This window comes from Streptomyces sp. NPDC053474, assembly GCF_044544845.1.
In the GTDB taxonomy this organism is placed as follows: domain Bacteria; phylum Actinomycetota; class Actinomycetes; order Streptomycetales; family Streptomycetaceae; genus Streptomyces.
The window spans coordinates 121,315-133,743 of record NZ_JBITXV010000008.1 but is presented as its reverse complement, the minus strand read 5'-3'; the positions used below and the strand labels follow the sequence as shown (position 1 = coordinate 133,743).

The following is a 12,429-nucleotide window of genomic DNA, read 5'->3' as shown; positions in this document are numbered from 1 at the left end:
GCGTCAACAGTTTGTTGAAGTTCGAGGTGGGGTGGGGTTCCGGGCCGCGGCGGCGCTTGGGCGCGACAGGGCAGGTGTCAGCGCCGCCACGGCCCGGAAGTCTGGGTTGCCTCAGGCGGCGGGGCCGCCGGAGAGCCGCTCGACGGAGCGGAGCAGCGCGGAGTGGTCGAGGCCGCCGTCGCCCTGGGCGCGCAGGCTGGCGACGAGCTGGGCCACCACGGCGCCGACGGGCAGCGCGGCGCCGACGTTGCGGGCGGCGTCCGTGACGATGCCCATGTCCTTGTGGTGCAGGTCGATGCGGAAGCCCGGCTTGAAGTCCCGGTTCAGGAAGTTGTCCTTCTTGCGGGTCAGGACGGTCGACCCGGCGAGCCCGCCGCCCAGCACGTCGAGGGCCGCGGCCAGGTCCACGCCGGACTTCTCCAGGAAGACCACGGCCTCGGCGCAGGCCTGGATGTTGACCGCGACGATGAGCTGGTTGGCGGCCTTCACGGTCTGGCCCGAGCCGTGCGGGCCGCACCGTACGACGGTCTTGCCGAGGGCGTCGAACAGCGGCTTGGCCGCGTCGAAGTCCGCCTGCTCGCCGCCGACCATGATGGACAGGACGGCCTCGATCGCTCCGGCCTCGCCGCCGGAGACCGGGGCGTCGAGCACCCGGATCCCCTTGGCCGCGGCGGCCTTCGCGAGGTCCACGGAGGTCTGCGGGGTGATCGACGACATGTCGATGAGCAGCGCGCCGGACCTGGCGTTCTCCAGGATGCCGTCGGGGCCGTAGGCGATGGCCTCGACCTGCGGCGACGCGGGCACCATCGTCACGATGACGTCGGCGTCGCGGACGGCCTCGGCGATCGAGGCGGCCGCGGTGCCGCCCGCGGCGGCGAGCCGGTCCAGCTTGTCCTGCTCCAGGGTGTAGCCGGTGACGGGGTAACCGGCCTTGATCAGGTTCTCGGACATGGGCGATCCCATGATCCCGAGTCCGATCCACGCGACCTTGGGGAGCGTGCTCATGAGGGACCTCTCTAACTACGTTGGTGCGTACGTGAGTTGCCTGCTCAGCGCGGAGCTCGGACCCCGGCCGGGAGCCAGTCGAAGGACGCGTGGCTCGGCCGGTCGCCGGGCTTGTACTCCAGGCCGAACCGGCCCTCGTACCCGGCCTCGCGCAGCTGGTCGAGCAGCTCCTCCAGGGGGAGCGACCCGGTGCCGGGGGCGCCGCGCCCCGGGTTGTCGGCGATCTGCACGTGGGCCGTCTTGTCGGCGTACGCGGCGATCACCCGCGGCAGGTCCTCTCCGTTCATGGAGAGGTGGTACAGGTCCATGAGGAACTTCGCGTTGCCGAGCCCGGTGGCCTCGTTGACCTTGTCCACGACCTCGATGGCCTTGGGGGCGCTGACGATCGGGCAGCGCGGCGACTCGGGGGCGTTCAGCGCCTCGATCAGCAGCACCGCGCCCACGCGGTCGGCGGCGCGGGCGGCGAGGACCAGGTTCTCCAGGGCGAGTTCGTCCTGGGCGGCCGGGTCGACGCCGTCGACGCGGTTGCCGTACAGGGCGTTGAGCGCCGTGCAGCCGAGGGAGGCGGCGAAGTCCGCGGCGACGTCGACGTTCGCGCGGAACTTCTCGCTCTCCTCGCCGGGGATCGACAGGGCGCCCCGGTCGGGGCCCGGCAGTTGCCCGGCGTAGAAGTTCAGGCCCACCAGCTGGACGCCCGCGTCCTCGATCGCCTGCTTCAGGGCGTCGAGCTCGGAGTGCTCGGGGGTGGGGGTCTCGACCCAGGGCCACCACAGCTCGACGGCCTTGAACCCCGCCGCGGCGGCGGCCGCGGGGCGCTCCAGGAGCGGGAGCTCGGTGAAGAGGATCGACAGGTTCACATCGAAGCGCTGGTCGGAGAATCCCATGGGGCTTCCGCGCTCCTTCCGTAGTGCCGTGGCCGGGGCGCGGTGGGGCCGGGTGCCGTGGCCGCAGCGCCGAAGGCTGATTTCGTATAGCGGAAGTTCGTTTCTGCTTGATGGAAGACTGCCTCCGTTCCGTGGAAGCTGTCAAGAGGGGCTGCCGCGGATTCCGGAGTCCGAAGTAGGTTGAGCCCGTGCGATTGAGAGTGGAGTTCACGACCGAGCCCTTCGATCTGGACGAGGCGCCCCCGCACGCGGTGGTCGCCCGCGAGGTGGTCCAGGGGGCGGGCCTCGACGCCGTGGACGTCGGTCCGTTCGGCAACACCGCGGAGGGCGACGCCGACGCCGTGCTCGCCGCGGTCGACGCGATGCTGCGCCGCTCCCTGAAGGCGGGCGCCACCCGCGTCTCCCTCCAGGTGAACGTCCTCGGCGCCGGAGAGGGGGAGGGCTGATGCCGGGGCTCGCCGACGACCCCTTCGCCCTCGCGGTGAAGCCGCTGGTGGACGCGATGGGCGGGCGCATGCTGGCCCCCGAGGAGGCGGGCGAGGACGACGTCGTGCTCGCCTGGGAGGGGCGGGACGTCGTGGCCGTGCGGCTGCCGCAGCTCGCCGAGTCCCTGGACCACATCCTGCTCGCCCTGGAGCGCAAGCACGGCCCCCTCGCGGACCTCGACCGCAAGGCGAAGCAGGAGGTCGTGCGGATGCTGGAGTCGCGCGGCGCCTTCGCTGTGCGCCATGGCGTGGAGACGGTCGCCACGGCGATCGGCGTGAGCAGGTTTACGGTCTACAACTACCTGAATCGCTCCACGTAGCCACACGCCGGACGGGCTCTTACGAGCCCGTCCGGCGTGTGAGGACGAGGCGCGAAGCGCCGATGAAGCCGCGCCCCCCTGGCCCGGGGTCTTTGTTAACCAAAGTTTTCAACAAAGTGTTGACGTCGACTTTCGGACGGCGTTAGCTATGCGCAGCCCGTCCAGCACAAAGGCCCCGGAGGCCCCCGTGACTTCGAGCACCAAGACGCCGGGCCTGGCCCGGTTCAACGCCCTCGACGAGGCCGCGGCGCGCACCGCACTCCACGAGGCCTGCGCCTCGACCGCCTGGGGCGACGCGATCCTGGCCCGGCGCCCCTTCGCCACCGCCGAAGACCTGTACGCCGCGAGCGACGCCGCCACGGCCGAGCTGACCGCGGCCGACCTGGCCGAGGCGATGGCGGGGCACCCGCCGATCGGCCGCCCGAAGCCGGGCGACCCGACCTCGTCCCGCGAGCAGCGGGGCATGGCCGGGGCGTCCGCGGAGCTCAAGGCCGAGATGCTCGAACTCAACCTGGCCTACCAGGACAGGTTCGGCCATGTCTTCCTCATCTGCGCCACCGGCAGGAGCGGGGAGCAGATGCGGGACGCGGTCCGGGACCGGATCGGCAACACGCCCGAGCGCGAACGCGAGATCGTCCGCGCCGAGCTGGGCAAGATCAACCGGATCCGCCTCGCCCGCATCGTCGACGTCGTTGAAGAGGACTGACGCAGCATGAGCACAAGCACCACGGCCTCGGTGTCCACGCACATCCTGGACACCTCGGTCGGCCGCCCGGCCGCGGCGGTCGCCGTCCAGCTCTCCGCCCGCGGCGGGGGAGGCGCGGACTGGCGGGAGCTCGGCGGTTCGGTGACCGACGCGGACGGGCGCTGCAAGGACCTCCCGGCGCTGCCGGAGGGCACCACCCATGTGCGCCTCGACTTCGCCGTCGAGCCGTACTTCCTGAGCAAGCAAGCCAAGCAAGCCGAGGCGCAGCAGGACGCCCCCGCGAATCGGGACAGCGGTGCGTTCTTTCCAGAGGTAGGGATCACGTTCGCCGTCGAGCCCGGCGAGCACTACCACGTACCGCTGCTGCTCAACCCGTTCGGCTACTCCGTATATCGAGGGAGCTAGCAGATGGTCGACTCTTCCCGCCACGCCCGCCCTGTGGTCCTGGGACAGAACCAGTACGGCAAGGCCGAGAACCGAGTCGTAAAGATCACGCGGGACGGCGACACCCACCACATCAAGGACCTGAACGTCTCCGTCGCCCTCTCCGGCGACCTGGACGACGTCCACTACAACGGCTCGAACGCCAACTGCCTGCCGACGGACACCACGAAGAACACCTGCTTCGCCTTCGCCAAGGAACACGGCATCGAGTCCGCCGAGGCCTACGGCATCCACCTCGCCCGGCACTTCGTGGACAGCCAGCCCTCCATCCACCGGGCGCGCATCCGCATCGAGGAGTACTCCTGGGAGCGCATCGCCGCTTCCGACAGCAACTCGAAGTTCATCGGCGCCGACGAGGTCAAGCACTCCTTCGTGCGCAAGGGCCAGGAGACCCGCCTCGCTCAAATCACGTATGACGGCGCGGACTTCGAGGTGCTCAGCGGTCTGAAGGACCTGACCGTCATGAACACCACGAACTCGGAGTTCTGGGGCTACATCAAGGACAAGTACACGACGCTCAAGGAGGACTACGACCGCATCCTCGCCACGTCCCTGTCGACGTGGTGGCGGTACACCTGGACGAGCGACGACCAGCGCGCGCCCAGCTGGAACAAGTCCTACGAGCAGGCGAAGAAGCACATCCTCCAGGCCTTCGTGGAGACGTACTCCCTCTCGCTCCAGCAGACGCTCTACCAAATGGGCTCGCGGGTCATCAACAACCGCGGCGAGATCGACGAGATCCGCTTCTCCGCGCCCAACAAGCACCACTTCCGCCAGGACCTCTCCTTCTGCGGCCTCGACAACGACGCCAAGGACGGCGCGGTCTACTACGCCGCGGACCGTCCCTACGGCCTCATCGAGGCCACGATCCTGCGCGACGGCGCCGAGGCCAAGATCCCGGTCGACATGACCAACCTCTGACGCGGGACGCGCGCCCCGCCCGCCGCAGGGGCGGGGCGCGCCACACCGGAGGGAACGACAGCTATGGCACAGCCTGCCGAAGGGCCGACCGACGGCCCGTGTTCCACCCCGCCGGACGCATGCCACCCGGTGGATGAGAAGCTCCACGTCTCGCGGCTCGTCCCCGCCGCGCTCCAGCACATCGCCGCCATGTACGCGGGTGTCGTCACCCCTCCGCTCATCATCGGGCAGGCCGTCGGCCTCGACGCCGCCGCGCAGACCCGGCTCATCGCGGCCGGTCTGCTCATCGCCGGACTCGCCACGCTCCTGCAGACGCTCGGCGTCAAAGGCGTCGTCGGCAACCGGCTGCCGTTCGTCAACGCGGCCTCCTCCGCGGGCATCGCGCCGATGCTCGCCATCGCTGAGACCAACGCCACGGGCCACCAACTCCCCGCGATCTACGGCGCGGTGATGGTCGCCGGGCTCTTCTGCCTCGTCGTCGGACCGTTCTTCGGGCGGCTCCTGCGGTTCTTCCCGCCGCTGGTCACCGGCGTCGTCATCACGCTCATCGGGGTCACGCTCATGCCGGTGCCCGTCGGCTGGGCCCAGGGCGGCGACAAGGAGGCCGCCGACTTCGGCGACATGCGCTACCTCGCGCTCGCCGCGTTCACGCTCGTGGTGATCCTGCTCTTCCAGCGGTTCGCGCGCGGCTTCTTCAAGCAAGTGGCCCTGCTCATGGGCCTGTTGATCGGCACGCTCGCGGCGGTGCCGTTCGGGCTCGCGGACTTCTCCGCGCTGCGGTCCGCGCCGGTCGCGGCCCTGCCCACGCCCTTCGCCGCGGGAGCGCCGGAGTTCCAGCCCGCGGCGATCCTCTCGCTGTGCATCGTGATGCTCGTCCTCATGACCGAGTCCAGCGCGGGCATGCTCGCGCTCGGCGAGATCTGCGAGCGCAGGACCGACGGCGCCACCATCACCCGGGGCCTGCGCACCGACGGCGTCGCCACCCTCGTCGGACCCGTCTTCGGCGGCTTTCCGACCTCGGCCTTCGCCCAGAACGTGGGCGTGGTCTCGCTGACCCGGGTGCGCAGCCGCTACGTCGTCGCCGTGGCGGGCGGCGCCCTGATCGTGCTCGGCGCCTTCCCCGTGCTCGGCGCGGTCGTCAGCCTCGTACCGATGCCGGTGCTCGGCGGCGCGGGCATCGTGCTCTTCGGCTCCATCGCGGTCAGCGGCATCCGCACGCTGTCCGAGGCGGGCCTCGACGACAGCTCCAACATCGTCCTGGTCGCGGTGGCGCTCGGCGCGGGCATCATCCCGCTCGCCGCGCCCACCTTCTACGCCGACTTCCCGGCCTGGGCGCAGACCGTGCTCGGCTCGGGGATCAGCGCGGGCGCGCTGGTCGCCGTCGCGCTGAACCTGTTCTTCCACCATCTCGGCACCCGTGACAGCGCGCACAGCGAGGTCGCGGCACTCAAATCCCCCTAGGGTCCTGCCGTGCCCGACCCACCGCCACCCACCCGAGAAGGACGCACCATGGCACCTTCGGCAGCCCCGCAGCGCACCGTCATCGAGAACGTCGCGATCGCGACCGTCGACGCCGAGGACACCGAGTACGCCTCCGGCCACCTCGTCGTCGCCGGGAACCGGATCGAGTCCCTCGGCGCCGGAAAGGCCCCCGAGGGCCTGGAGAACGTCGTACGCCGGATCGATGGCACCGGACACCTCGCCACGCCCGGCCTGATCAACACGCACCACCACTTCTACCAGTGGATCACCCGCGGCCTCGCCACCGACCACAACCTCTTCGACTGGCTGGTCGCGCTGTACCCGACGTGGGCGCGCATCGACGAGGACATGGTCCGCGCCGCCGCCCGCGGCTCCCTCGCGATGATGGCCCGCGGCGGCGTCACCACCGCCATGGACCACCACTACGTGTACCCGAAGGGCTCCGGCGACCTGTCCGGCGCCGTCATCGGGGCGGCCCGCGACATGGGCGTGCGCTTCACCCTCGCCCGCGGCTCCATGGACCGCAGCGAGAAGGACGGCGGCCTGCCGCCGGACTTCGCCGTGGAGAGCCTGGAGGGTGCGCTCGCGGCCACCGAGGAGACCGTGGGGGCGCACCACGACGCGTCCTTCGACGCCATGACGCAGGTCGCCGTCGCGCCCTGCTCGCCCTTCTCCGTCTCTACTGAACTCATGGCGCAGGGCGCCGAGTTGGCCCGCCGTCTGGGGGTGCGGCTGCACACGCACGGCAGTGAGACGGTGGAGGAGGAGAAGTTCTGCCACGAGCTGTTCGGCAAGGGGCCGACGGACTACTTCGAGTCCACGGGCTGGCTGGGCGACGACGTGTGGATGGCGCACTGCGTCCACATGAACGACTCCGACATCGCCGCCTTCGCCAGGACCGGCACGGGCGTGGCCCACTGCCCGTCCTCCAACGCCCGGCTCGCGGCGGGCATCGCCCGCGTCCCCGACCTGCTCGCCGCCGGGGTGCCCGTCGGGCTCGGCGTGGACGGCACCGCCTCCAACGAGTCCGGCGAGCTCCACACCGAGCTGCGCAACGCCCTGCTCATCAACCGGCTCGGCGCCCACAAGGAAGCCGCCCTGAACGCCCGTCAGGCCCTGCGCCTCGGCACCTACGGAGGCGCGCAGGTGCTCGGCCGCGCGAGCCAGATCGGCTCCCTGGAGGCGGGCAAGCTCGCCGACCTGGTCCTGTGGAAGATCGACGGCATCGGACACTCCACGATCGCCGACCCGGTCACCGCACTCGTCTTCGGCGCCGCCGCGCCGGTGACCCTCTCCCTCGTCGACGGCGAGCCGGTGGTCGAGCACGGCCGTCTGCTGACGGCCGACGAGGACGCCATTGCCCGCGCCGCGCGGGACGAGGCCCAGCGACTCGCGCGCATCACCGCGGAGCGCTGACCGCGCGGGCGAGCGCAGACGTCCGGCTGAGGGGGACGGCCCTCAGCCGGCGCCCGTGGACCCGAGCGGGGTCCGCGGGGCACTGTGGCCGGGGGCGCGCACGGCGTGCGCGCCCCCGGACCCTCATCTCCTCCCTGTTCCACTGCACCGCCTCCCTGATACCCGCGTCACCCGGTGACGTGTAACCGACCGGAGGGTCCGCCGTGGCCAAGCCAAGTTCCCGCAAGGACGCAGCGACTGCCGCTGCGCAGCACCCAGTTGACGAGCGCCTCCCCGCGCTCAAGATGGCCACCACCGGCCTTCAGCACGTCGCCGCGATGTACGCGGGCGTCGTGGCGCCGCCGCTGATCGTCGGCGCGGCGGTGGGCCTGTCCGCCACCGAGCTGACCTTCCTCACCGGGGCCTGTCTGTTCACCGCGGGCCTGGCCACGTTCCTGCAGACCCTCGGCGTCTGGAACATCGGCGCCCGCCTTCCCTTCGTCAACGGCGTGACCTTCGCGGGTGTCGCGCCGATGCTCGCCGTGGTGGACTCCACCAAGGACAAGGACGACGCGCTGCCCGTCATCTTCGGCGCGGTGATCGTCGCCGGGATCCTCGGCTTCGTCGCAGCCCCGTTCTTCTCCAAGGCGGTCCGCTTCTTCCCGCCCGTCGTCACGGGCACGGTCATTACCCTCATCGGCATCTCCCTGATGCCGGTGGCCTTCGGCTGGGCCCAGGGCCCGAACCCCGCGGCCGACGACTACGGTTCGCGGAAGTTCCTGGCCCTCGCGGGCATCACGCTGCTGATCGTGCTGCTGCTGCGCCGGTTCACGCGCGGCTTCGTCAAGCAGATCGCCGTCCTGCTCGGCCTGGTCGTCGGCACGCTCGTGGCGATCCCGTTCGGCGTGACGGACTTCGACCCGGTCACGCAGGCGGACGTGGTCGGCTTCCCGACGCCGTTCCACTTCGGCGCCCCGCAGTTCACGGCGGCCGCGATCGTCTCCCTGTGCGTCGTCATGGTCGTCTCCATGACGGAGTCCACGGCCGACATGCTCGCGCTCGGCGAGATCGTCGACCGGCCCGCCGACGAGAAGACCATCGCGGCGGGCCTGCGCGCCGACACCCTCGGCTCGGCGGTCAGCCCGCTGTTCAACGGCTTCATGTGCAGCGCCTTCGCGCAGAACATCGGCCTGGTGGCGATGACCAAGATCCGCAGCCGCTACGTCGTGGCGACCGGCGGCGGCTTCCTCGTCCTGATGGGCCTGTGCCCGATGGCGGCCTCGCTGATCGCGGTCGTGCCCCGGCCGGTCCTCGGCGGCGCGGGCGTCGTCCTGTTCGGCTCGGTGGCCGCCAGCGGCATCCAGACCCTGGTCAAGGCGGGCCTGGACAAGGACAACAACGTCCTGATCGTCGCGGTGTCCCTCGCCGTCGGCCTGATCCCGATCTCGGCGCCGGAGTTCTACCACGCGTTCCCGGAGACCGCGAGGATCATCCTGGACTCCGGCATCTCCACGGGCTGCGTCGCCGCGGTGGTCCTCAACCTCCTCTTCAACCACATCGGCAGCGGCCGCGAGGACGACGAGGTCACCGCCCCGATGGAACCCGGCGACGAGATCTCGGAGTCCCGGGTCCCCAAGCGGGCGACCGCACACTGACCGCCCGGCGCCGGGGCGGCGCCCCGCCCCCTCAGCGCCCCAGCTCGGCGAGCGCGGCCACCACCGGCTCGGGGTCGAGCGGGCCGACGTGCGAGGCCGTCGGGAAGTTCCGTACGCGGAAGGGGTTGCCGGGCGTCCGCTCGTCCGCGGCGGCGATCATGAGGTCCTGGAGCGCCGGGGTGATGAGGCGGTCCTTGCCGAAGCGCAGATACGTGCGCGGCACCCGGCCCCAGGTCCCGGCCCCGCCGACGGCGCGGTCGGTGGCCACCCGGTCCGACTCGTCGGGCTGGAGCCCGGCGAGCACGTTCCGGAAGGCGGCGTCGGGGTAGTCCGCGCAGACCATCTCCTTGAACAGCGCGAGGTCCTTGGCGTCGCCGGTGCGGAGGTTGAGCCGGATCACCCCCAGGGTGGCCGGGTCGCCGATGACCTGTTCGTCGGGCACGATCGCGTCGGCGGCCTCGGGGGTGCCCATGCAGGCGGCGATGGTGGGGAAGGCGGGGGCCGGGCAGTACGCCGCCATGTAGACGAGGTGCTCCAGGAGTTCGGGCACGGCGTCGGCGACCCGGCTGACGGAGACGCCGCCCATGCTGTGCCCGACGAGCACCACCTTGCCGCCGCGCGCGTGGCGGGCCGCCCGGCGCACGACGCCGGTGACCCGCCGCTCGAAGTCGTCGAGTCCGATCCGCCCGAGCGGCGTCGGCTCGGTGGCGAACGCCGCCAGGTCCTGTGTCTGGTAGGAGGCGGGAAGGTACGCCTCCGCCCCGTGGTAGGGCTGGTCCACCGCGATGACGCGGTGCCCGCGCAGGGTCAACTCCCGGGCGATGGGGGCCCAGAAGGCGCCCGCGCTGTTGGTGCCGTGCACCAGGACGTAGGTGCGCGCGGCGGTGGTCGCGCCCGCGGCGGGCCCGGCCGCCGTGAGCCCTAGCGCCACGGCGCCCGTGGCCGCGCCGATACCGCCGCGCAGGATGTTCCTCCGGTCAGTCATGGTCGCGAACGTAGACAGTCCGGACGGGTGCCGACAAGAGCCTTTGGGGCAGATGTGGCGCGAGGTGCGCGCGGCCCCCCACGGACCGTGCGCACCCCGCGCCCCGCGGCGGGGCGTTGCTCAGCGGTCGATGCGGTACGACTCGCCGTAGACCTTCCAGGCCAGCGGCGGGTCCAGGTTCAGGTTCTTCTTGTTGAGGAAGACGCGCTGGGCGGTGTCCACGCGGCTGGTGTCCTCGTGGGCTTCCTCCTGCTTCATGGCCCAGACGCGGGCGTCGAGGAAGGCGTGGAGGTACTTGGTCTCGTCGCCGCCCTGCGCCGGGGGCTTGGCGGTGCGCAGGGCGCGCTTGCGGATGCTGCTGAAGCTGGTGCTGTCGCCGCCGTCGCCGTGCATGACGATCGCGTCGTAGTACGCGAACTGGCCGAGCGCGCCGATGCCGTCGGCCTTGCCCTGCTTGACGGCCGGGTTGAAGTAGACGCGGTCGCGCTCGTCGTTCTGCGCCTGCTGGAAGGCCGGGTCCTTGGCGGCCTTCTCCCAGTCCTTGGTGTAGTTGGGGTCCAGGCCCGCGTGCGAGTCGGAGCCGTTCACGCGGCGCAGCGCGGGCAGGTACTTCTCCAGGACGTTGCCGGGCTTGCGCTTGGCGTAGAGCTCGACGAGGTCGAGCATGTCGCCGGTGCCGGAACAGAAGCCGATGATCCCCGCGGTGTAGCCGCGCTTGTCACCGATGTCCTCGATGTACTTGTACTGCGCCTTCCAGTCGAGCGAGGAGTTCTCCGCGCTGGAGACCAGCTTCATGGCGATCTCCTTCTTCGCCGGGTCGTCCAGGCCGACGGCGGCGGAGCTCGCGGGGGCGGTGGCGCGGGGCGCGGGCGCGGCGCCCGCGGTCTGGGTGGCTATCAGGGGGCTCGCTATCAGGGCGGCGCCGATCAGGCCGATGACGGTGCGCCGCGTGCTGGTGCGGTGGGGGGTGGGGTGGGAGTGCAACGGAACCTCCAAAGGGGGGGAGTTCGTGGTGCCGTGCGGGGCCGTGCTTTGTTAGGAAGGTTTCCTACCAGAAATCGAAGATGACGTATACCCGTCAAGCACAGTCCAGTGCGCGGCCCCGTGCGCGGCCCGGCGCGCCGCCAGTGCGCCGCCGGGGCGCGTCCGGCGCGCCCCCGGTCCGCCGCCCGGCCCGGCCCGCTTCGCGGCACAGGAGTCACGGCGGTCCCTCAAGGCGGCACGAGCGCGTGTCCCAGAGGGCCCAGGAGCACGCTCGTACATGGCCGGTCATCGCCCTAGTCGCTGCTCACGCTGGTCCGTACGATCCCAACACCCTCAGCCTCCGCTCATCGCACGCCGACCGGTCGCCGACCCGTGAGCGGACCGCGTGAGCGGGCCCGTGCGATGGCTGAGTCAGTTCCTCCCAGCACACGCTCCATCCCCCACCTCGCGGCGGCACGCCCTGCGTGCGTGCCGTCACGGGCCGAAGCACTCGATGGGAGAACCACGAACATGTCCGCTGCACTGCTCGCCGGTGGCGCCCTCGCCACCCTGCTCGCCGCGGGTCTGCCCGCTCACGACCCGACCGAGATCAGTGACCCGCCGCCCGACAAGATCGTGATCGAGATCGCGACCGTGAACGGCTCGGGCTGCCCCAGAGGGACGGCGGCCGTCGCCGTCTCCGAGGACAACACGGCGTTCACCGTCACCTACAGCGACTACCTCGCCCAGGCGGGCGGCAGCTCCGCCCCCACGGCGTTCCGCAAGAACTGCCAGCTCAGCCTGATCGTGCACGTCCCGCAGGGCTTCACCTACGCGATCGCGAGCGCCGACTACCGCGGCTTCGCCTCGCTGGAGCGGGGCGCCAAGGGCACCGAGAAGGCCTCGTACTACTTCCAGGGCTCGCCGGACACCGGTGCCAAGTCCCACGCCTTCTCCGGCCCGGTCGCGGACAACTGGCAGGCCACCGACGAGACCGAGGTCACCCAGCTGGTCTGGGCGCCCTGCGGCAAGAAGCGCAACTTCAACATCAACACCGAGCTGCGGGTGGACGTCGGCACCTCGGACCGCACCAAGACCAGCTTCATGACGATGGACTCCACCGACGGGGCCATCAGCACGATCTACCGCGTGAAGTGGAAGGAGTGCCCGCGCTGATCCGGCTC

The 12,429-nt window shown here is 71.1% G+C and carries 13 protein-coding genes; 9 read left to right on the top strand and 4 right to left on the bottom strand.

The features are described 5' to 3' along the window. Positions 1 to 111: 111 nt before the first annotated feature. Both ACIG3E_RS20480 and ACIG3E_RS20475 read right to left on the bottom strand, forming a co-directional pair. Positions 112 to 1,005: a 2-hydroxy-3-oxopropionate reductase gene (locus tag ACIG3E_RS20480; protein WP_399618165.1), complete on the bottom strand. Its 894-nt coding sequence runs from the start codon at positions 1,003 to 1,005 to the stop codon at positions 112 to 114. A 44-nt stretch (positions 1,006 to 1,049) separates the two neighbouring features. Then, complete coding sequence (locus ACIG3E_RS20475; RefSeq protein ID WP_399618163.1) at positions 1,050 to 1,889, bottom strand: TIM barrel protein; 840 nt, start codon at positions 1,887 to 1,889, stop codon at positions 1,050 to 1,052. 188 nt (positions 1,890 to 2,077) lie between these two features. Between ACIG3E_RS20475 and ACIG3E_RS20470 the strand changes: the two genes are divergently transcribed. The 8 genes from ACIG3E_RS20470 (at position 2,078) to ACIG3E_RS20435 (ending at position 9,297) form a co-directional block, all read left to right on the top strand. Then, positions 2,078 to 2,335: a thiamine-binding protein gene (locus ACIG3E_RS20470; protein WP_242725618.1), complete on the top strand. Its 258-nt coding sequence runs from the start codon at positions 2,078 to 2,080 to the stop codon at positions 2,333 to 2,335. Beyond that, the gene (locus tag ACIG3E_RS20465) at positions 2,335 to 2,694 is read left to right on the top strand and encodes a helix-turn-helix domain-containing protein (protein WP_399618158.1); all 360 of its coding nucleotides are present in this window, start codon (positions 2,335 to 2,337) and stop codon (positions 2,692 to 2,694) included. Before ACIG3E_RS20470 ends, ACIG3E_RS20465 begins: the two co-directional genes overlap by 1 nt. 148 nt (positions 2,695 to 2,842) lie before the next feature. After that, positions 2,843 to 3,400, top strand: a complete 558-nt coding sequence (uraD, locus tag ACIG3E_RS20460) for a 2-oxo-4-hydroxy-4-carboxy-5-ureidoimidazoline decarboxylase (RefSeq protein WP_399618155.1) — start codon at positions 2,843 to 2,845, stop codon at positions 3,398 to 3,400. Positions 3,401 to 3,406: 6 nt separating this feature from the next. Next, complete coding sequence (gene uraH, locus ACIG3E_RS20455; RefSeq protein WP_399618152.1) at positions 3,407 to 3,805, top strand: hydroxyisourate hydrolase; 399 nt, start codon at positions 3,407 to 3,409, stop codon at positions 3,803 to 3,805. Positions 3,806 to 3,808: 3 nt separating this feature from the next. Next, entirely contained in the window at positions 3,809 to 4,765 is a 957-nt protein-coding gene (gene pucL, locus ACIG3E_RS20450; RefSeq protein WP_399618150.1) for a factor-independent urate hydroxylase, read from the top strand. Between the two features lie 63 nt (positions 4,766 to 4,828). After that, complete coding sequence (locus ACIG3E_RS20445) at positions 4,829 to 6,226, top strand: nucleobase:cation symporter-2 family protein (protein ID WP_399618148.1); 1,398 nt, start codon at positions 4,829 to 4,831, stop codon at positions 6,224 to 6,226. A gap of 48 nt (positions 6,227 to 6,274) precedes the next feature. After that, the gene (locus ACIG3E_RS20440) at positions 6,275 to 7,663 is read left to right on the top strand and encodes an 8-oxoguanine deaminase (protein WP_399618145.1); all 1,389 of its coding nucleotides are present in this window, start codon (positions 6,275 to 6,277) and stop codon (positions 7,661 to 7,663) included. 284 nt (positions 7,664 to 7,947) lie between these two features. After that, entirely contained in the window at positions 7,948 to 9,297 is a 1,350-nt protein-coding gene (locus tag ACIG3E_RS20435) for a nucleobase:cation symporter-2 family protein (RefSeq protein ID WP_399618834.1), read from the top strand. Between the two features lie 31 nt (positions 9,298 to 9,328). Here the strand turns inward: ACIG3E_RS20435 and ACIG3E_RS20430 are convergent, their stop codons facing one another. Together ACIG3E_RS20430 and ACIG3E_RS20425 are read right to left on the bottom strand one after the other, a co-directional pair. After that, complete coding sequence (locus ACIG3E_RS20430) at positions 9,329 to 10,282, bottom strand: alpha/beta hydrolase (RefSeq protein WP_399618143.1); 954 nt, start codon at positions 10,280 to 10,282, stop codon at positions 9,329 to 9,331. Positions 10,283 to 10,402: 120 nt separating this feature from the next. After that, the gene (locus ACIG3E_RS20425; RefSeq protein ID WP_399618141.1) at positions 10,403 to 11,266 is read right to left on the bottom strand and encodes a chitosanase; all 864 of its coding nucleotides are present in this window, start codon (positions 11,264 to 11,266) and stop codon (positions 10,403 to 10,405) included. Between the two features lie 510 nt (positions 11,267 to 11,776). Here ACIG3E_RS20425 and ACIG3E_RS20420 point away from each other — a divergent pair. Beyond that, complete coding sequence (locus tag ACIG3E_RS20420; protein ID WP_399618138.1) at positions 11,777 to 12,421, top strand: DUF4360 domain-containing protein; 645 nt, start codon at positions 11,777 to 11,779, stop codon at positions 12,419 to 12,421. The last annotated feature ends 8 nt before the right edge of the window (positions 12,422 to 12,429 follow it).

Excerpts from the sequence above, each read along its gene's own strand:
- ACIG3E_RS20420 (WP_399618138.1), top strand. The coding sequence starts at position 11,777 with ATGTCCGCTGCACTGCTCGCCGGTGGCGCCCTCGCCACCCTGCTCGCC.
- ACIG3E_RS20430 (WP_399618143.1), bottom strand. The coding sequence starts at position 10,282 with ATGACTGACCGGAGGAACATCCTGCGCGGCGGTATCGGCGCGGCCACG.
- ACIG3E_RS20440 (WP_399618145.1), top strand. The coding sequence starts at position 6,275 with ATGGCACCTTCGGCAGCCCCGCAGCGCACCGTCATCGAGAACGTCGCG.
- pucL (WP_399618150.1), top strand. The coding sequence starts at position 3,809 with ATGGTCGACTCTTCCCGCCACGCCCGCCCTGTGGTCCTGGGACAGAAC.
- uraH (WP_399618152.1), top strand. The coding sequence starts at position 3,407 with ATGAGCACAAGCACCACGGCCTCGGTGTCCACGCACATCCTGGACACC.
- ACIG3E_RS20480 (WP_399618165.1), bottom strand. The coding sequence starts at position 1,005 with ATGAGCACGCTCCCCAAGGTCGCGTGGATCGGACTCGGGATCATGGGA.
- ACIG3E_RS20435 (WP_399618834.1), top strand. The coding sequence starts at position 7,948 with ATGGCCACCACCGGCCTTCAGCACGTCGCCGCGATGTACGCGGGCGTC.
- ACIG3E_RS20465 (WP_399618158.1), top strand. The coding sequence starts at position 2,335 with ATGCCGGGGCTCGCCGACGACCCCTTCGCCCTCGCGGTGAAGCCGCTG.
- ACIG3E_RS20475 (WP_399618163.1), bottom strand. The coding sequence starts at position 1,889 with ATGGGATTCTCCGACCAGCGCTTCGATGTGAACCTGTCGATCCTCTTC.
- uraD (WP_399618155.1), top strand. The coding sequence starts at position 2,843 with ATGCGCAGCCCGTCCAGCACAAAGGCCCCGGAGGCCCCCGTGACTTCG.
- ACIG3E_RS20445 (WP_399618148.1), top strand. The coding sequence starts at position 4,829 with ATGGCACAGCCTGCCGAAGGGCCGACCGACGGCCCGTGTTCCACCCCG.